Origin of the sequence: Loktanella gaetbuli (assembly GCF_020531945.1) — a bacterium.
Classification (GTDB): Bacteria; Pseudomonadota; Alphaproteobacteria; order Rhodobacterales; family Rhodobacteraceae; genus Loktanella; species Loktanella gaetbuli.
Genome location: NZ_JAJATZ010000002.1, coordinates 239,843 through 257,263 on the forward strand (window position 1 = coordinate 239,843; position 17,421 = coordinate 257,263).

Genomic DNA, 17,421 nt, shown 5'->3' on the forward strand with positions numbered 1-17,421 from the left:
CGCAACAGAAAACAGGATAATCCCATGACCGATGACCGCACCTTTGACGCCGTGACAGAAACCGGCGGCAGCCCGATGGGCGACCTGCCCGAATGGGACCTGACGCACCTCTATCCGGCGACCGACAGTGCGGAAATCAAACGCGACCTCGACTGGCTCGAGGATGCCTGCACCCGCTTTGCCGCCGATTTCGAAGGCAAACTGGCCGACCTCGACGCCGCTGGCCTGCTCGAGGCCGTGCAGCGCGATGAAAAAATCAACGAAATCGCTGGCCGCATCATGTCCTACGCGGGCCTGCGGTATTACCAGATCACCACCGACAACGATCGCGCCAAATTCATGGCCGACATGCAGGACCGGATCACGACCTATACCACGCCGCTGGTGTTCTATGGTCTGGAATTCAACCGCCTGCCCGACGACCACCTCGACACGCTGCTGGCCCAGAACGAAGAACTGCGCCGCTACAAGCCCGTGTTTGACCGGATGCGCGCCATGCGGCCGCACCAATTGTCGGACGAGCTGGAAAAATTCCTGCACGACCAATCCACCGTCGGTGCCGCCGCCTGGAACCGTCTGTTTGACGAAACAATGGCCGCGCTGACCTTTGTCGTGGACGCCGAAGAACTGAGCCTTGAATCAACGCTGAACCTGCTGACCGACAGCGACCGGTCCAAGCGTGAAGCCGCAGCCATGGCGCTGTCGGATGTTTTCGCGCAGAACGTCAAACTCTTTGCCCGCATCCACAACACGCTGGCCAAGGAAAAGGAAATCGAGGACCGCTGGCGCAAGATGCCGACCCCGCAAACGGGCCGCCACCTTTCCAACCACGTCGAACCAGAGGTCGTCGAGGCGTTGCGCAACGCCGTCGTCGCCGCCTACCCGCGCCTGTCGCACCGCTATTATGCGCTGAAAGCGCGTTGGCTGGGGCTCGAGCGGATGGAAACATGGGATCGCAATGCCCCGCTCCCGCGTGAGGACGAACGCCTTGTGGGCTGGGACGAGGCACAGCAGACCGTGCTGGACGCATACGCCGGGTTTTCGCCTGACATGGCCGATCTTGCAAAACCGTTCTTTACCGAAGGCTGGATCGACGCCGCCGTCAAACCGGGCAAGGCCCCCGGCGCATTCGCCCACCCGACCGTCACCACGGTGCATCCTTATGTGATGCTGAACTATCTGGGCAAACCGCGCGACGTGATGACGCTGGCCCACGAGTTGGGTCACGGCGTCCACCAGCGTCTGGCCGCAGGGCAAGGGGAACTGCTGTCATCCACCCCGCTCACACTGGCGGAAACCGCCTCTGTCTTTGGCGAAATGCTGACTTTCCGCAAACTGCTGGACGGCGCCAAAACTCCGGCAGAACGCAAGGTCCTGCTCGCAGGCAAGGTCGAGGACATGATCAACACGGTCGTGCGCCAGATCGCGTTCTACGATTTTGAATGCAAACTGCACGCCGCGCGCGCGGGTGGCGAACTGACCCCCGACGACATCAACGCGCTGTGGATGTCCGTGCAGGCCGAATCCCTTGGCCCGGTGTTCGATTTCCACGAGGGCTATGAAACCTTCTGGTCCTACATCCCGCACTTCGTCCACTCGCCATTCTACGTCTATGCCTACGCCTTTGGCGACGGCCTCGTGAACGCGCTTTACGCCGTGTATGAGGAAGGCGATCCCGACTTTCAGGCGAAATATTTCGACATGCTCAAGGCGGGCGGGTCCAAACACCACAAGGAACTGCTGGAACCCTTCGGCCTCGACGCCTCTGACCCCGCGTTCTGGGACAAGGGCCTGTCGATGATCGAATCCATGATCGACGAACTCGAAGCGATGGAGGATGCGTGACCAGCGTCACCCTCGCCCCATATACCAGTGACCAGCGCGACGCCCTCTGCGCGCTGGCGGTCGGCCCCGAGCAGGAACGGTTTTCCAGTCAGCCAAGGCTTCTGCTAGAGAACCCGCAAGACGGCATCGACGTGCATCTGATCTACGTCGACGCCACGCTGGTGGGCATGTTTCGCATTGATCGCGATTTTTCGCGCGAACACCCGCAGGTGCCATCAGGTGCCTATGGATTGCGCAGCATGATCATCGATCAACGCCATCAGGGGCGCGGCATCGGCACCGCCATGATACGGGCATTGCCCGCCTATATGGCGCAACGCTATCCGCAAGCCACGCAGATTTACCTGACGGTCAACCTGCGCAATCCCGGCGCGCGGCGCAGCTACCTGAACGGTGGTTTCACCGATACCGGCGAACACTACCTGGGCGGTGACGCAGGTCCGCAGCACATCCTGCGCATGAACCTTTAGCCGGTCATATCTCGGATCACGGCAGCGACTGATGTGGCCTCTGCATCCTCTTGCCGGGCCAGCGCCGGGGTCTGCCGCGACCAACTGCCCGTTTCTGCCAGATGCAGCATGAAATGCGCCACATCCGCCATGCGCGTGCGCACCAGATGTTGCGGGATCACATCCGGCGTCACCACGTAATCCGCCGTCAGATCGCCCTGCATCAACCAGCCGGGACGCACGGCCGTCCAATCCACGCGCGATGCGCGCAATTGCGCCTCCATCTCGCCCATCTGGTCCAGCACGTTGTGCAGCGCCGTCATGACCGGCACCTTGAAATAGATCGGCCCGCGGTTCTTGGCTTCGACAAAACTGGCTGAAATCACGGCCAGACGGTCGACCTCGGCGGCGTGCATGCCGGCCAGAATATTACTGGTGCCGCGGGTGTACAGTGGTGGCGGATCCAGCAGGACCTTTGGCGAATTGCCAACCCCCAGGCAGGACAGAACCGCGTCACTCCCCGCAAAGGCGCTGGACAGATCGTCCTCCAGCACGTCGGCCTCGATACAGGTCAGCCCCTTGCGCGCGGGCATGTCGGCGCAATCCAGCTCGATCGCGGTCACTGCGTGGCCCTTGTCCAGCGCCTGATCCAGCAAATGCTGCCCCACCGCGCCCTTGGCACCCAATACTGCCAGCTTCATTCATCGGCCCCCATGTTGTTCACCGGGGCCAACACCTGTGACCCTCAGGGGTTCCTTGCCTTGTCAAACACCATGTCCATCATCGCCTGCGTGCCACGACTGAATTCCAGCGGGCAGGCATAATCCGCAGTCCCGCGCGCCGCCGCGCCAAAGGCTTCGACCTGCAACACATAATGGTTGGCGGCAGGCCAGCGTTCGACCTGCCGCACTCCGTTTCCCGTCTCCAGTGTCAGCTGCGCCACATCATAGAGGTTGGCATTGAACGGCGCGGTCAGCGTCAGATGCCCTGCATCCCCGTGAAAGGTGATGGACTGGCGCGGCTGCATCCGCATCGACACCACAGCACCGTAGGTAAAGTCGCCGAAATCCGCAGCCACTTGGGCAAACACGTCGACCCCATTCTCGAATCGCAAATCGGCATAGGTCACCCGCTGACAATCGGCCCCGGTCACGAACCGCGCCGCACCAAAGGTATAAACCCCGATATCCGGCAACCCGCCGCCACCGGTTTCGGGGCGGTTGCGGATGTTGTCGACCGCACCTGCGTTGTTGTAGCTGAAAACCGCATCCACATGGGCCAGCTTGCCGATCGCGCCGTCCTGTACCAGCTCGCGGGCGCGCTGAAACTGGGGATGATGCACGATCATGAACGCCTCTGCCGCCAGCTTGCCCGCCTTGTCACGCGCCGCAATCACACGGTCGATTTCGTCGGCCTTCAGCGCGATTGGCTTTTCGCACAGCACATGCTTGCCCGCCTCCAGCGCCTTGATCGTCCAGTCCACGTGCAGATGGTTCGGCAGCGGCACATAGACCGCATCGATGTCGGGATCCGCCAACAGGGCGTCATAATCGTCAAAGACGCGCATTCCTGGCGCAAAGGCACTGAACCCTGCCGCCTTGGCCGGGTCAGAGGTCGCGATCGCCACAAGTTCCGCGCCTTTTGCCGCATGAATGGCAGGCGCCATCCACTCCCGCGCGAATTTCGCAGCTCCCAATATTCCCCAACGCATCGCGCATCCTCCGCATCATCTTGCAAAAAATACTCCCGCCGGAGGCATCCGACGGGAGTAACTCTTAACCGACCCTAGCGAGGGGATCACACGTCCTCAAGCATCCCGCGTTCGGCCGCCAGTTCGCGCATGCGCTTTTGCAGCTTTTCAAAGGCCCGAACCTCGATCTGGCGAATCCGTTCGCGGCTGACGTCATACTGGCTGGACAGGTCTTCCAGCGTGATGGTCTCGTCGTTCAGGCGACGCTGCATCAGGATGTCCTTTTCGCGGTCGTTCAGGACCTGCATCGCCTCGGCCAGCATCTCGCGGCGGCTTTCCAGCTCGTCACGTTCCGCATAATCGCCGGCCTGATCCGCGTCCTCGTCTTCCAGCCAGTCCTGCCATTGCATCGTGCCCTCGCCCTCGGACCCGACGGTGGCGTTCAGGGATGCATCACCACCGGACATGCGGCGGTTCATCGACACGACCTCGTCCTCGGTCACACCCAGATCGGTCGCGATCCGCTTGACGTTCTCGGGACGCAGGTCGCCGTCTTCCAGCGCACCGATGCGGGATTTCGCCTTGCGCAGGTTGAAAAACAGCTTCTTTTGCGCCGAGGTCGTGCCCAGTTTCACCATCGACCACGACCGCAGGACGTATTCCTGAATAGCAGCACGGATCCACCACATGGCATAGGTCGCCAGGCGAAACCCTTTTTCAGGGTCAAATTTCTTGACGGCCTGCATCAGGCCCACGTTCGCCTCGGAAATCACCTCGGCCTGCGGCAGGCCATAGCCGCGATAGCCCATGGCGATCTTGGCGGCGAGGCGCAGGTGGCTGGTCACCATCTTGTGTGCCGCTTCCGTATCGCCATCTTCGGCCCAACGCTTGGCCAGCATGTATTCTTCTTCGGGTTCCAGCATCGGAAACTTGCGGATTTCCTGCATGTAGCGGTTCAAGCCCTGCTCTGGGCTCGGTGCCGGTAGGTTCTTGTAATCGCTCATTTTGACTTCCCCTGGATGGCCAATGTATCAGGCCTTAACATGGATATGGGTTGCACGGCTTGGTGTTGCAATCTCATGCGCTTCATAAACCTAACATTTTCTAGCCCGCCCGGTTCCCGTCGCATAGCTGCAAAAATGCACAGTTCAGCCGCGATGATCCAGATTATTCACAAGTTCGATCATATCCTGGGGCAGCGGAGCCTCGAACGCCAGCGCATCGCCGCTGACGGGATGAACAAAGCCCAGGGTCGCGGCATGCAGCGCTTGCCGGGGGAAATTGCGCGCCGCGGCGACACCGGCCTCGCCCACCGACTTGGCCGACAGTTTCTGGCGGCCACCATAGGTCGGATCACCGATCAACCCGTGGCCGCAATGGGCCATGTGCACCCTGATCTGGTGGGTACGGCCCGTTTCCAGCCAGCATTCGATCAGCGCCGCCGCAGCGGGTGTGCCCAGCGGTTGCACGATCCGTGCCCGCGTCACTGCATGACGCCCCGTGCTGAACGACACCGCCTGCCGCTGGCGGTCAGTCTTGTGCCGTCCCAGGAACGTCTGCACCTTGAGGATGTTCGCCGCCTCGAAACTGGTGCCCTTGACCCCGCGCAGGCGCGGATCGCTGGCATCGGGCACCCCGAAACAGACGGCCAGATAGCGCCTCTCCACCGTGTGGGCCGCAAATTGCGCCGCCAACCCCTGATGGGCCTTGTCGGATTTCGCGACCACCAACAGGCCGCTGGTGTCCTTGTCGATGCGGTGCACGATGCCGGGACGCCTCATGCCACCGACGCCGGACAGATCGTCGCCGCAGTGATGGATCAGCGCGTTGACCAATGTGCCGTCCGGGCTGCCGGGGGCCGGATGCACCACCATGCCCGCAGGCTTGTTCAGCACGATCAGGTCCGCGTCCTCGAACACCACATCCAGCGCGATGTCCTGTGCGGTGATATGGCTTTCGCTGACGACGGGCGTCGTCACGACGATCTCTGCCCCCTCTGTCAGGCGCTGACGCGGGTTGGTCTCGACCACGCCATTGACCGTCACGGCCCCTTCGGCGATCAGCGCACCCAACCGCGAGCGCGACAGCGTCGCATCCTGCGGCACATCGCGGGCCAAAGCCTTGTCCATCCGCGCGGGCGGATCGGGCTGGATGGTAAAGCGAACGGTGGTGTCTGACATCGGGCGTCTCCTTGGTGCCGCGCTTAGCGCCCCGCGCGCCGCTTGTCACGGCTGGACGACGGCCGCGGTCCATTCCGTCAGGAACTTCTGGCGCATCATCGGGTCGACATAGACCAGCAGGCCGGGGTCCAGCCGGATCGGACGCAACTGCGGTGCTGCGGTGATCGTCGTATCAGACACCGGCGGCAAACCGGCGTCGGCCAGCAGCGCCTGCCCCTGTGATGACAGCAGGAACGACAGGAATCCGGCACCGGCAGCAGGGTCCGTGCTGGTCACCGGCACCAGCGCCGTGCGCAGCAGGACATGGGTGAAATCCGCAGGCTGGATGACCACCATGCCCGGATCGGGTCGCGCTGCCGCATAGGACCCCAGCACATTATAGGCCAGCGCCAGCCGCCCGGACTGCACATCGTCGATCATCGCCGCACTCGTAGTATAAAGCTGCGGGTGCAGACTGCCCGCGACCTCTGACAGTCGCCAGGCACTGTCGGATTGTCGCGCATCCTGCGTGGCAAACAAATAGCCCGCCCCCGACTCGGCCGGATCATAGGTGCCGATGCGCCCGGCAAACCGCTCGGCATTGTCACGCAGCAGCGCCACCAGATCGGCCCGGCTCTGCGGCAGGGGCAGGCCCGCGAAATCCGCGCGCCGTGCGATCATCACCACAGGTTCCTGCGCCACGGCAAACAGACGGTCGCGCCAGCGCGCCCAGTCCGGCAGCACGCCACCGCCGTCAAATGCCCTTGCCGCACCGTCGTTGGCCAGTTTCATCTGCAAATCCATCGCCGATGAAATCACCAGATCGAATGCCGCGCCGTCGCCCGCGATTGCGGCATAGACCTGCTGGCTGTTGGCCACCGTATAACGCACGGTCAAATCAGGCCGCGTTTCCAGATAGCCCGCGATGACCGGGGCGAAAACGGCGGCATCCGTCGTCGACAGCACCGACACGACCTGCGCGCCCGCGCCAAAGGTCGCGACCTCCTCGATCTCGAACGCCAGCGCAGGGCGGGCGAACAGCGCCCCGATCAGGGTCAGTGTCACCGCAAGGGCAAGTGCAAGGTCGCGCATGTGCCGCCTCCTGGTCTGGGTGAAATCGTGAATGTCCCGCCGCAGGCCCGTGCTGCGTCGCGCACGATGGACAGGCCCAGCCCGGAGCCCACCACATCGCCCACGTTGTCGCCCCTTGCAAAGCGTCCGGTCAATGCCGCAGCACCGCCCCCGCCCAGCCCGCGCCCCCGGTCGCAGACCGTGACGCAACCGTCAGGCGTCAATGCGACCTCGATATCCGTGTCGGCCGTCCCGTATTTCAGCGCGTTGTCCAGCAGGTTGCGCAAGGCGCTTTCCAGCAGCAGGCGGTCCGCCGACAGCGGCACCGGGCCCACGGGCATGTCCAGCACGAACGCCATGTCGCGCATGTCAGCGGTCGGTGCCATCTGGCCCACCAGATCGCGCAGCACCACCGCCAGGTCCAACGCATCCTGGGTGGGCTGGTCACTGCGGTAGATGACGCTTGCGTGGTCCAGCATCTGCCCCGTCGATCGCGCCGCATTGTCCACCGCACGGATCACGTTGCGCAGGCTGGCCCGCGTCGCATCGTCCGTTGCCTGCCGCAAGGCCACCTCGGTCTGCATCCGCACCGTGGCCAATGGGGTGCGCACATGATGGGCGGCTTCGGTGATAAAGGATTCGGTCCGGTCCAGCGCCGACCGCAGCCGCGCGATCAATCCGTTCAGCGCCGCCACCAGCGGCACCAGTTCGCGCGGGACGGCACGCCTGACGGGGCGCAGGTCCTGTGGTCCACGTCGCCCCACGGCCAGTGCCAGATCATGCACCGGGGCCAGCACGGACCGCGCTGAAATCAGCGCCAGCACGGCCGCCAGCGCAAAGATGCCAAGGCCCAGTCCCGCCGCCCGGTTCGCCATCTGCGCCGAAATCACCGCCTGCGCGGTGCGCGTCTGGCCCAGCAGCACCGTCACATCGACCCGGTTGCCGTCCACCAACACGGACCGGCCCACGGCCCCGACTCGCACCTGCGCGTCCTGATAGGGGACCGTGTAAAACGCCGGTGTCAGCCCCGGCACAACATCAGGAAGCGGCAGGTCAGGGTAGCCGGTAACAGTCTGGTCCCCCACCAGAATGCGGTAGAACACCCGGTCTTCGCCCACCGCTCCCAACATCGAAAACGCCGCATAGGGAATGTCCACGCTGATCCCGTCCGCACCGCCACGCAATTCCTCGGCGATGACGACGGTTGCCGTGCCCAGGACCGAATCCTGCACGGTCTGGATCGCCGCACCCGCCACACCGCGCACCGCCAGATACAGCACCAGCGCCAGCAGGGCCGCCACGCCGATCCCCTGCAACAGCAACCGGCGCCGGATCGAGGCGGGCCGCCTCACCCTTGGGTCAACCGGTAACCGACACCGCGCACCGTCTCGATCCGTGCCGCAGATCCCGACAGCTTCTTGCGCAAACGCCCGACATAGACCTCGATCGCGTTGTCGCTGACGGCCTCGGACGCGGACAAGAGCCTGTCATGCAGATGCCCCTTGGAGAAAATGCGCCCGGGCCCCGCCATAAGGATTTCCAGCAGCCGCAGTTCGCGGTTGCGCAGGTCACGCACGTCGCCCCCCACGGCCACGGTCCCACCCAGCGGATCAAACACCAGATCGGCGTAGATGACCTGCGTCTGCGCCGTTCCACCACGTCGGCGCAGAACCGCCCGCACGCGTGCCTCCAGTTCCGCGAAATCGAACGGCTTGGTCACATAATCGTCCGCGCCCGTGTCCAGCAGGGCCACGCGGTCGCTGACGCCCGCGCGCGCGGTCATCACGATCACCGGCGTATCGCGCGGCACCCGCCTGTGTGCGGCCAGAAAATCGCGCCCGTCACCATCGGGCAGCATGATATCCAGCAGGATCAGGTCATAGCTGGATACCGCCAGATGTGCCTCGGCCTCGGCCAGACTGCGCGCCCAGTCCACGCCGTGCCCGTCCAGCGTCAACCGGTCCAGCACGGCCTGCCCCAGATCGGGCGTGTCCTCTACCAGCAAAAACCGCAAAAAGAATCCCTTTCTCTCGCACCGTGACAGGTTAGCGTCAGCTTGGGCGCAAACAAAGTGACCCTGCAAGGGTGTGCCGTGGGAGACAGCACATCCGCAAGCGACATAATGGGAGGAATACCATGTCAAAGACCCTGTTGCGCGCGCTGTCCAGCGCCGCCGTTCTGGCCGTCACGGCCACATCCGCATTCGCCATTGAATGCATCGCACCCGCCAACCCCGGCGGCGGCTGGGACTTTACCTGCCGTCAGGTGGGCAAGATCATGTATGACATCGGTCAGGTTGCCGATCCCGTGCAGGTCACCAACCTTGCCGGTGCCGGTGGCGGTCTGGCCTTTTCCACGGTGGTCAACGAACGCAACAGCGATCCTGACCTGATGGTGGCCGCCTCCAGCGCGACAACGACCCGTCTGGCACAGAACGCCTTTGGCGGTGCAACCGCCGATCAGGTGCGTTTCGTCGGTGCGATCGGTGCCGATCCGGGTGTCATCGTCGTGGCCGCCGACAGCCCTTATCAGTCGCTGGGCGATCTGGTTGACGCAATCAAGGCCGACCCCGGTTCGGTCGCCTTTGCAGGCGGTTCGGCCGTCGGCGGTTTCGACCACCTCAAGCCGCTTCAGGTGCTCAAGGCCGCAGGCTTTGATGACATCACCAAGGTCCGCTATATCGGCGTTGACGGTGGTGCCGACGCGATCACCCAGACCGTCGGTGGCTTTACCCAGGCCATGACGGGCGACATGTCCGAAATCGTGGGCTTCATCCCCACCGGCGACATCCGCGTCCTGGCCGTGATGACCGACGAACGCGTCCCCGGCTTTGAGGATATCCCCACCGCGAAGGAACAGGGTTTCGACGTGCGCGCAGTGAACTGGCGCGGGATGTATGTCCCCAAGGACATCAGCGACGAGCGGTTCCAGGAATGGGCGGGCATGTTGCAGGCGGTGGCTGAATCCGCCGAATGGCAGCAGGCCATGGCCGACAACGGACTGGCACCCTTCACGCTGGTCGGTGACGAATTCCAGGCATGGGTTGACGGCGTCGTTGCCGAAACCGAGGCCTTGTCCCGTGAAATCGGTGTGATCCAGTAAAATGACACGTCCATCAGACCGCATCTTTGGTCTGGTCGTGATCCTGGCGGCGCTCGCGTATATCGCGAGCGCCCTCCAGGTGCAGGCCAGTTTCCTGTCTGACCCCGTGGGTCCAAAGGCCTTTCCGATTGCCGTCGGGATCGTCGCCATCCTCTGCGCCGTCACCATGATCGCGCGCCCTGACGCAGAACCCGAATGGCCTGCCGTGCGCAGCACCCTGGCGATCGGCATTGCGATCGTCGTTCTGGTGATTTACGCCTATGCGCTCAAGCCGCTGGGCTTCTTGATCCCGACGGCCGCGGTCGCCGCGATCCTCAGCTATCAGATTTCCCCCAGCCCCAAGGTGTCGGTTCTGTCAGGCATCGGCCTGTCCATCGGCCTGTTCGTGCTGTTCCGTTTCGTGCTGGGCCTCAGCCTGTTCGGCTTTCCCAGAGGGTGGTTCTGATGGCTGATCTTCTTGCAAACCTGTCGCTGGGCTTTGGCATCGCGCTGTCGCCCTACACGCTGCTGCTGGCGATCATCGGCTGTTTCATCGGCACCATCGTCGGCGCGCTGCCGGGTCTTGGGCCTGCAAACGGTGTCGCGATCATGATCCCGATCACATTTTCCATGGGTCTGGACGCCACCGGCGCGCTAATCCTGCTGACCGCGATCTACTATGGCGCCATGTACGGCGGGCGTATCAGCTCGATCCTGCTGAACATTCCCGGCGATGAACCTGCCATGATGACCACGCTCGACGGCTACCCGATGGCCAAGGCAGGCCGCGCGGGTGACGCGCTGGTGATTTCCGGTTTTGCGTCCTTTGTCGGGGCTTTCCTCGCAACCCTCGGTCTGGCTGTTCTGGCCCCGGCCCTCAGCCGGATCGCATATGAATTCGGCCCCGCCGAATATTTTGCCCTCTATCTGCTGGCCTTCTGCACGCTGGGCGGCATCGCATCGAACAACCAGGCCAAGGCGGCACTGGCCTCTTGCCTCGGCATCGGCATCGCGATGATCGGCCTCGATCCGAACTCTGGCCTGCCGCGCATGACGGGCGGCAACCTGCACCTGTATGACGGCATCGACTTTCTCGTCGCCATCGTCGGCTTGTTCGCCGTATCCGAGGTGTTCTTTTTCATCGAGAGCAAGGGCAAGAGCGGTGCGGCGGGCATCAAGCTGCGCGGCCGCGTCACCGTTCCATGGGCCGAAATCTGGTCCACCCGCTGGACCATGATCCGCTGTTCTGTCGTGGGCTTTATCGCGGGCGTTCTGCCCGGTGCGGGGGCCTCGCTCGGCAGCTTCATGACCTACATGATGGAGAAAAGCATCGCCGGTGAAAAAGGCAAATTCGGCACCGGAGTCGCCAAGGGCATCGCCGCACCAGAGGTCGGCAACAACGCCGCCGCCGGTGGCGCACTCGTGCCGATGCTGACGCTGGGCGTGCCAGGGTCCGGCACCACCGCCGTGCTGCTGGCCGTGCTGGTCACGCTGAACATCACGCCGGGCCCGACGCTCTTCGTCGAACGCCCCGACGTGGTCTGGTCGCTGATTGCATCCCTGCTGATCGCAAACTTCGTCCTGCTCGCCATGAACGTGCCGATGGTCAAGGTCTTCGTCAAAGTGCTCGAAGTGCCCCCCGCCATCCTCATGCCGGGCGTCACCATGGTCAGCTTTGTCGGTATTTACTCTCTGACAGGCAGCTACTTCGACCTGCTGCTGGTCGTGCTGTTCGGTGTGCTGGGCTACGTGTTGCGCAAACTTGACATCCCCACCGTACCGGTCATCCTCGGTATTCTCTTGGGGTCAAAAATGGAAAAGCAATTGCGCGATGCCATGGTGCTGTCGGATGGCGACTGGACCTACCTGTTCTCCTCCACCATCTCGAGCGTGCTGATCGTGGCGGCCATCGTGGGGTTCATCCTGCCGATCTTCCTGCGGGGGCGGATTCGCAAACCGCAGCGCATCAGTGACTAGGATCCTGATCCCCTCCGGGGCTCTCGGGCTCGGTTACGATCAGACTGCACTTGATCGGGGCGTCGCCGCACGCCCCGATCTCATTGCCATCGACGGAGGATCAACCGACAGCGGCCCCAGCTACTTGGGCCGCGGCCTGTCCAAATACACCCGCGCCGGGACCAAGGCGGAATGGGCCGGCCTGATCCGCGCCCGCCAGGCCGCCGGTTGCCCGCTGGTCATCGGCACCGCAGGCACCTGTGGCACCGACAGCACCGTCGACTGGTTGGTCGACATCACCCGCGAAATTCTGGCCGAAGAAGGCCTGACCGCCACAATCGCCACGCTGAAATGCGAACAGGACCCGGCCCACATCGCACGGGCCGACCTGACCGCCCTGCCCGGCGCACCGGACGTGGACGCCGCCGCCATTGCCGATTGCACGCATATCGTGGCGCTGGCGGGCGCCGAACAGATCATGGCCGCCCTCGACACAGGTGCCGACATCATCATCGCGGGGCGCACCACCGACACCGCGATCATCGCGGCCCTGCCCTTGCAGCGTGGCGATCACGCGGGTGCCGTCTGGCACGGGGCCAAGGTCGGCGAATGCGGCGCACTATGCGCCACCAACCCGCAATCGGGCGTCCTGCTGCTGGACACCGATGCAACCGGTTTTACGGTCACGCCACTTGCCGACGAGGCCTGCGCTACGCCGCACACCGTGTCGGCCCATATGCTGTATGAAAACTCCGACCCGTTCATCCTGCATGAACCGGGCGGTTATCTTGACGTGACCGACGCGACCTACACGGCCATCGATGACCGATCCGTCCGTGTGACAGGTGCCGAATGGCACATGGCCGACGCCTATACCGTCAAGCTGGAGGGCGCGCGCGTCGCAGGCTACCAGACCGTGGCACTCGTCACGATTCGCGACCCGCACTACGTCGCCAACGCCGCGGCATGGTGCGACGACATCTTGCAAAAACACGCAGCCAAGGTCACCACCCGCATGGGACCACAGGACTACGATTGCCAGCTGCGCATCATCGGCCAGACCGCGACCCTCGGGTCACTGGATCACAACCCCGCACCCGCATCAGAGGTCGGCGTGCTGGCCATCGTTACCGCCGCCGATCAGGCCACGGCCCATGACATCGCCAAACTGCTGAACCCCTATCTGCTGCACCACCCCCTGACCCGGGACGAGGAACAGCCGACCTTCGCTTTCCCCTTTTCGCCACCCGAAATCGACAAGGGTGCCGCCTATGCCTTCGTCCTGCATCACGTCATGACGCTCAAGGATCCGATGGATGCCTTCCGACTGGAGGTGCTCGCGTGATCGTCCGTGACGTGGTGACCAAGGTCCGGTCCAAGAACGCAGGCCCCTTCTGGCTGACCATCGACATCTTCTGCGGCACGCCCGATGCCTTTGCCCGCATCCGCGACGGGTTGTCCACGGACCGGGTGGCCACAGCCCTCGCCGCCGATCCGGCCGCCATCAAACGCTTTGATATCGCGCCGCTTCACGTCGTGAAATTCTCGCTGCCCCGCCCCACGGTCCAGGGCGCGCTGGACGACCGCGACATGCACGGCGCAGGCTGGGCCCCTCTCATCGCGGAACTCGATCTGAACTGAATGGGAGGGATGGTACCACGTCCTGGTCTCGAACCAGGGACCTCTTGATCCACAATCAAGCGCTCTAACCAACTGAGCTAACGCGGCACTGCGGGCGATTTACCGCCCCGCGATCCTGATTGCAAGTCCCGAAAACCTCGCCTAAACCCGTTCCAACCAAGGAGGCACCGATGGGTATCAACGACGAACGCGACGTCGAGGCGAACATGCAGATCGGCCCGACCGAACTGGGCATGGTCCGTCTGTTCGTCAGCGCAGGCAACACAGAGATCCCGATGGATTTCGACCCCGAAGAGGCCGAAGAAATCGCCGAGGAAATCCGCGCCGCAGCCGCAGCTGCCCGCGCCGTCAAACCGCGATAATCCATGCTCGGCCACTGACCGGCACCATTCCTCAGGTGCCACGGCCCTTCTTCTGGTCGAAAATATCCGCCCCGCCGGCGAGGCGTCCCGCACCCTCAACCCACGCGACGGCACAAATTCGGGCGCTCACACCGCCCCAAACCCACTCACGAACCCCGGATCGCGCGCCGCCTGCGCGCGCATGGCCGCGTGTCGGGCGAATTTGTTTGTCATGACCTTACGCCGCGCCGGGGCCAGCTTGGTCTCTGGTCCCAGGCGCAAGATTTCTGCGTCATAGCCGTCCGCAATAATCAGCCCTGTTTCATCCGGCAAAAGATCAGTGTCGAACTCCGGCCCGACCGCCCAGAAAAACCGATCGCACCATTCCAGGTAGCCCTGCCATTTGCCGTCCGACAAGAAATCCACCCGGCTGGATTTGCATTCCACAATCCAGATTTCACCCTTGGGGCCCAATGCCATGACATCGACCCGCAGGCCGGATGTCGGTACCAGTTCCTCGACCGTCACGAAATCATGACTGCGCATGTGACGCGACACACCACGCGCCAGGATCTGGCCCGGCATCAACCCTTGCGTCGTCAGCGGATCAAGAACATGCGGCATGTCACGTATATGAACAAAAGGTAAACATCGGTCAAGCCGCGACCGATTTTCGCGCCCCGCCCCCTTGCCGCCTTGCCTGCGCCATCATAGCTAGGTGTCAGGCGGGTTTCTGCTCTTCCCGTGCGCATGGGGGCTACATTCCAGTGGCCTTAAGCAAATCCGAGGGCGCTGGCTCTGTTCGGACCCTGGTCCGGTTAACCGGTGCCCACCTGTACATACAGGTCCTCGGGAATAAGCCCTCGCACGGTCGCTGCGGTTCCCGCCACAAAAAGCCCCGGCTTTTTGTGGCGCGTGCGCAAGGCGCGTTTGCATGGCAAATGCGCAGCGGCACACATCAGCGACAACCCACCACACCAACTCTTCTCGCGCCACGGGGCGCAGCCCCGAAATTGGGGTGGGTGGGCGGGCACCGCCCCCACCCCGGCCGATCAAAACCCGCCCGGCAGCAATTCGTGCGCCATGTGGTCCAGCACCGCATTGGTGAACCTTGGCTCTTTTGTTTCGGGAAAGAACGCCCCTGCAACGTCGACGAATTCCTTGATCACGACGCGCGGCGGTGTGTCACCGATGATCAACTCTGCACCGGCGGCACGAAACAGCGCCCGCAATGTAGGGTCGATACGACCCAGCGGCCATTTCGCGACCAAGGCGCGGTCCGTCAGCTGGTCGATGCGGGCCTGTTCGTCCACGGCCTTTTCGATCAGCGCGCGGAACGTGTCCACATCACCTTCGAGCATCTCGATATCGTCACGGATCTCGCCAAAGCGGTGATCCTCGAATTCCACGATCACGCGGTCGACGGTCTGGCCAATCGCTTCCATCTGGAACAGCGCCTGCACGGCATAGAGACGCGCTGCAGATTTCATCTTGCGGCGCTGGTTGTTGGACAGGGTCATACGGTCTCGCCGCCTTTTGCGAATGTTGTCGGCGCGAATCCCACACCGGTTTCGCGCGCACCCCATTTGCGCGTCAATGCGATCAGATGCAACGCCGCCGCAGCGGCACCGCCGCCCTTGTTCTGGCCGTCAGCCTGCGCACGTACTGCGGCCTGTTCATAGTTTTCAACCGTCAGGATGCCGTTGCCGATGCACAGCCCCTGCAAACCCAGCAGCGTCAACCCGCGCGAGCTGTCATTGCAGACGGTGTCGTAATGCGTGGTCTCGCCACGGATCACACAGCCCAGCGCCACATAGCCGTGGTAATCGCCCATCCGTTCCGCGATCCCGATTGCACTAGGGATTTCCAGCGCGCCGGGCACCTGCACGACCTCGACCTCGGCACCGGCCGCTTCGGCCACGGCGCGGGCACCGGCCACCTGCTGGTCAAAGATATCCTTGTAATAAGGCGATGCGACGATCAGCAGCCGGACCGGATCGGTAAATTCCGGCAAGGGCATTTCGAAATGGGATACTCCGGCCATCAGCCAATCTCCGATATCTTGCGGGTGCCGACGATTTCCAGACCATAGGCATCAAGGCCCACGACCTTGGGCTGCGGCGAGTTTGTCAGCAGTTCGATCTTGTGCAGGCCGAGTGACGACAGGATCTGCGCCCCCAGCCCGTATTGACGCAGGGTCTGGGGCGACACCTCGTCATCGGCGACCAGTTTCATGTGGAGATCGCGCAACAGGACCAGCACACCGCGTCCTTCGGCGGCGATCAGTTCCATCGCATCGCTGAATTCATTGCGACGACCACGCGGGCCGGCACCCACGACGTCCAGCATCGGGTCCAGCGCGTGCATCCGCACCAAAACTGGCTCTCCGCTGTCCACATCGCCCTTGACCAGCGCGATATGCTCTGCCCCTTGGGTTTCGTCGGTATAGATTTTCAACTGCCATTCACCGCCGAATTCCGACGTGAACGTGCTTTCGTCGCGCAGCCGCACCAGGTTGTCATGGCGGCGGCGATAGGAAATCAGGTCGCTGATGGTGCCGATCTTGAGGCCGTGAAATTGCGCAAAGGCCACGAGGTCGGGCAGACGCGCCATTTCACCATCGTCCTTCATGATCTCGCAGATCACGCCGGACGGGTTCAGACCGGCCAGCCGGGCAATATCGACGGCCGCCTCGGTATGACCTGCACGGACCAGCACGCCGCCTTCGCGGGCGCGCAGCGGAAACACGTGACCAGGCGTCGCGATATCGGCTGCCCCCTTGGACGCATCAATCGCAACCGACACGGTGCGGGCACGGTCATGGGCGCTGATGCCGGTGGTGACACCTTCGCGGGCCTCGATCGAGGTGGTGAAGGCCGTTTCGTGGCGCGAGGAATTGTTGGTCGACATCAGTTGCAGACCCAGCGCGTCGATCCGTGCGCCCGGCAACGACAAACAGATCAGGCCACGGCCGTAGGTCGCCATGAAATTGATCGCGTCAGGCGTTGCCATCTGCGCGGGGATCACCAGATCCCCCTCGTTTTCCCGGTCTTCGTGGTCGACCAGCACGAACATGCGTCCGTTGCGGGCGTCCTCGATGATATCTTCAATTGGGCTGATGGCGTCTTTCCAGTTCACTTCGACTGGTCCGGGCGTCTCAAAGGCTTGCGTCATGGTCTGGTCCTCAT

19 protein-coding genes and 1 tRNA gene are annotated in these 17,421 nt (G+C 63.3%); 8 read left to right on the plus strand and 12 right to left on the minus strand.

Annotated features, from left to right (window positions below; all coding sequences use genetic code 11):
* Positions 1 to 24 precede the first annotated feature (24 nt).
* Entirely contained in the window at positions 25 to 1,845 is a 1,821-nt protein-coding gene (locus tag LGQ03_RS04725; protein WP_226747457.1) for a M3 family oligoendopeptidase, read from the plus strand.
* Positions 1,842 to 2,315 (plus strand): GNAT family N-acetyltransferase, encoded by a 474-nt coding sequence (locus tag LGQ03_RS04730; protein WP_226747458.1) that lies wholly within the window; start codon positions 1,842 to 1,844, stop codon positions 2,313 to 2,315. Before LGQ03_RS04725 ends, LGQ03_RS04730 begins: the two co-directional genes overlap by 4 nt.
* On the opposite strand, the gene LGQ03_RS04735 is transcribed toward LGQ03_RS04730, so the two are convergent.
* The 7 genes from LGQ03_RS04735 to LGQ03_RS04765 all read right to left on the minus strand — a co-directional run bounded on the left by LGQ03_RS04735 (position 2,312) and on the right by LGQ03_RS04765 (position 9,228).
* On the minus strand, positions 2,312 to 2,995 hold the full coding sequence (locus LGQ03_RS04735; RefSeq protein ID WP_090160174.1) for an NAD(P)-dependent oxidoreductase: 684 nt from the start codon (positions 2,993 to 2,995) through the stop codon (positions 2,312 to 2,314). The two genes, LGQ03_RS04730 and LGQ03_RS04735, sit on opposite strands and share 4 nt — an antisense overlap.
* A gap of 44 nt (positions 2,996 to 3,039) precedes the next feature.
* Positions 3,040 to 4,005 (minus strand): Gfo/Idh/MocA family protein, encoded by a 966-nt coding sequence (locus LGQ03_RS04740; protein WP_226747459.1) that lies wholly within the window; start codon positions 4,003 to 4,005, stop codon positions 3,040 to 3,042.
* A gap of 86 nt (positions 4,006 to 4,091) precedes the next feature.
* The gene (gene rpoH / locus LGQ03_RS04745) at positions 4,092 to 4,988 is read right to left on the minus strand and encodes an RNA polymerase sigma factor RpoH (protein ID WP_056034130.1); all 897 of its coding nucleotides are present in this window, start codon (positions 4,986 to 4,988) and stop codon (positions 4,092 to 4,094) included.
* A 144-nt stretch (positions 4,989 to 5,132) separates the two neighbouring features.
* Complete coding sequence (locus LGQ03_RS04750) at positions 5,133 to 6,164, minus strand: RluA family pseudouridine synthase (RefSeq protein ID WP_226747460.1); 1,032 nt, start codon at positions 6,162 to 6,164, stop codon at positions 5,133 to 5,135.
* Between the two features lie 45 nt (positions 6,165 to 6,209).
* Entirely contained in the window at positions 6,210 to 7,235 is a 1,026-nt protein-coding gene (locus LGQ03_RS04755; RefSeq protein ID WP_226747461.1) for an ABC transporter substrate-binding protein, read from the minus strand.
* A complete protein-coding gene (locus LGQ03_RS04760) occupies positions 7,205 to 8,566 on the minus strand; it encodes a sensor histidine kinase (protein ID WP_226747462.1) in 1,362 nt (453 codons plus the stop codon). Before LGQ03_RS04760 ends, LGQ03_RS04755 begins: the two co-directional genes overlap by 31 nt.
* Positions 8,563 to 9,228 carry a response regulator transcription factor gene (locus LGQ03_RS04765; RefSeq protein ID WP_090160179.1) on the minus strand — a complete coding sequence of 222 codons (666 nt, stop codon included), beginning with the start codon at positions 9,226 to 9,228 and terminating at the stop codon, positions 8,563 to 8,565. Before LGQ03_RS04765 ends, LGQ03_RS04760 begins: the two co-directional genes overlap by 4 nt.
* Before the next feature lie 122 nt (positions 9,229 to 9,350).
* Between LGQ03_RS04765 and LGQ03_RS04770 the strand changes: the two genes are divergently transcribed.
* The 5 genes from LGQ03_RS04770 to LGQ03_RS04790 are packed head-to-tail and all read left to right on the plus strand — an operon-like array spanning position 9,351 to position 13,892.
* On the plus strand, positions 9,351 to 10,316 hold the full coding sequence (locus LGQ03_RS04770) for a Bug family tripartite tricarboxylate transporter substrate binding protein (protein ID WP_226747463.1): 966 nt from the start codon (positions 9,351 to 9,353) through the stop codon (positions 10,314 to 10,316).
* A 1-nt stretch (position 10,317) separates the two neighbouring features.
* On the plus strand, positions 10,318 to 10,761 hold the full coding sequence (locus tag LGQ03_RS04775) for a tripartite tricarboxylate transporter TctB family protein (RefSeq protein WP_226747464.1): 444 nt from the start codon (positions 10,318 to 10,320) through the stop codon (positions 10,759 to 10,761).
* Positions 10,761 to 12,272, plus strand: a complete 1,512-nt coding sequence (locus tag LGQ03_RS04780) for a tripartite tricarboxylate transporter permease (RefSeq protein WP_226747465.1) — start codon at positions 10,761 to 10,763, stop codon at positions 12,270 to 12,272. The genes LGQ03_RS04775 and LGQ03_RS04780 overlap by 1 nt, the downstream gene beginning before the upstream one ends.
* The gene (locus LGQ03_RS04785) at positions 12,265 to 13,596 is read left to right on the plus strand and encodes an acyclic terpene utilization AtuA family protein (RefSeq protein WP_226747466.1); all 1,332 of its coding nucleotides are present in this window, start codon (positions 12,265 to 12,267) and stop codon (positions 13,594 to 13,596) included. Before LGQ03_RS04780 ends, LGQ03_RS04785 begins: the two co-directional genes overlap by 8 nt.
* Positions 13,593 to 13,892: a DUF4387 family protein gene (locus tag LGQ03_RS04790; protein WP_090160184.1), complete on the plus strand. Its 300-nt coding sequence runs from the start codon at positions 13,593 to 13,595 to the stop codon at positions 13,890 to 13,892. The genes LGQ03_RS04785 and LGQ03_RS04790 overlap by 4 nt, the downstream gene beginning before the upstream one ends.
* A gap of 10 nt (positions 13,893 to 13,902) precedes the next feature.
* On the opposite strand, the gene LGQ03_RS04795 is transcribed toward LGQ03_RS04790, so the two are convergent.
* A tRNA-His gene (locus LGQ03_RS04795) sits at positions 13,903 to 13,979 on the minus strand.
* A gap of 83 nt (positions 13,980 to 14,062) precedes the next feature.
* Here LGQ03_RS04795 and LGQ03_RS04800 point away from each other — a divergent pair.
* Complete coding sequence (locus LGQ03_RS04800) at positions 14,063 to 14,254, plus strand: DUF6324 family protein (RefSeq protein ID WP_056034162.1); 192 nt, start codon at positions 14,063 to 14,065, stop codon at positions 14,252 to 14,254.
* A gap of 126 nt (positions 14,255 to 14,380) precedes the next feature.
* Here the strand turns inward: LGQ03_RS04800 and LGQ03_RS04805 are convergent, their stop codons facing one another.
* From LGQ03_RS04805 to ribB, 4 genes are all read right to left on the minus strand, one after another.
* Positions 14,381 to 14,857 carry an MmcB family DNA repair protein gene (locus LGQ03_RS04805; protein WP_226747467.1) on the minus strand — a complete coding sequence of 159 codons (477 nt, stop codon included), beginning with the start codon at positions 14,855 to 14,857 and terminating at the stop codon, positions 14,381 to 14,383.
* A gap of 428 nt (positions 14,858 to 15,285) precedes the next feature.
* The gene (gene nusB / locus LGQ03_RS04810) at positions 15,286 to 15,753 is read right to left on the minus strand and encodes a transcription antitermination factor NusB (protein WP_226747468.1); all 468 of its coding nucleotides are present in this window, start codon (positions 15,751 to 15,753) and stop codon (positions 15,286 to 15,288) included.
* On the minus strand, positions 15,750 to 16,277 hold the full coding sequence (locus LGQ03_RS04815; protein WP_090160187.1) for a 6,7-dimethyl-8-ribityllumazine synthase: 528 nt from the start codon (positions 16,275 to 16,277) through the stop codon (positions 15,750 to 15,752). The genes nusB and LGQ03_RS04815 overlap by 4 nt, the downstream gene beginning before the upstream one ends.
* Positions 16,277 to 17,407, minus strand: a complete 1,131-nt coding sequence (gene ribB, locus LGQ03_RS04820; protein WP_090160188.1) for a 3,4-dihydroxy-2-butanone-4-phosphate synthase — start codon at positions 17,405 to 17,407, stop codon at positions 16,277 to 16,279. The genes LGQ03_RS04815 and ribB overlap by 1 nt, the downstream gene beginning before the upstream one ends.
* Between the last annotated feature and the right edge of the window lie 14 nt (positions 17,408 to 17,421).

Bases quoted from the DNA above. Each gene is read 5' to 3' on its own strand.
- LGQ03_RS04725 (WP_226747457.1), top strand. From the start codon at position 25: ATGACCGATGACCGCACCTTTGACGCCGTGACAGAAACCGGCGGCAGC.
- LGQ03_RS04735 (WP_090160174.1), bottom strand. From the start codon at position 2,995: ATGAAGCTGGCAGTATTGGGTGCCAAGGGCGCGGTGGGGCAGCATTTG.
- LGQ03_RS04740 (WP_226747459.1), bottom strand. From the start codon at position 4,005: ATGCGTTGGGGAATATTGGGAGCTGCGAAATTCGCGCGGGAGTGGATG.
- rpoH (WP_056034130.1), bottom strand. From the start codon at position 4,988: ATGAGCGATTACAAGAACCTACCGGCACCGAGCCCAGAGCAGGGCTTG.
- LGQ03_RS04750 (WP_226747460.1), bottom strand. From the start codon at position 6,164: ATGTCAGACACCACCGTTCGCTTTACCATCCAGCCCGATCCGCCCGCG.
- LGQ03_RS04755 (WP_226747461.1), bottom strand. From the start codon at position 7,235: ATGCGCGACCTTGCACTTGCCCTTGCGGTGACACTGACCCTGATCGGG.
- LGQ03_RS04770 (WP_226747463.1), top strand. From the start codon at position 9,351: ATGTCAAAGACCCTGTTGCGCGCGCTGTCCAGCGCCGCCGTTCTGGCC.
- LGQ03_RS04775 (WP_226747464.1), top strand. From the start codon at position 10,318: ATGACACGTCCATCAGACCGCATCTTTGGTCTGGTCGTGATCCTGGCG.
- LGQ03_RS04780 (WP_226747465.1), top strand. From the start codon at position 10,761: ATGGCTGATCTTCTTGCAAACCTGTCGCTGGGCTTTGGCATCGCGCTG.
- LGQ03_RS04800 (WP_056034162.1), top strand. From the start codon at position 14,063: ATGGGTATCAACGACGAACGCGACGTCGAGGCGAACATGCAGATCGGC.
- LGQ03_RS04805 (WP_226747467.1), bottom strand. From the start codon at position 14,857: ATGCCGCATGTTCTTGATCCGCTGACGACGCAAGGGTTGATGCCGGGC.
- nusB (WP_226747468.1), bottom strand. From the start codon at position 15,753: ATGACCCTGTCCAACAACCAGCGCCGCAAGATGAAATCTGCAGCGCGT.
- LGQ03_RS04815 (WP_090160187.1), bottom strand. From the start codon at position 16,277: ATGGCCGGAGTATCCCATTTCGAAATGCCCTTGCCGGAATTTACCGAT.
- ribB (WP_090160188.1), bottom strand. From the start codon at position 17,407: ATGACGCAAGCCTTTGAGACGCCCGGACCAGTCGAAGTGAACTGGAAA.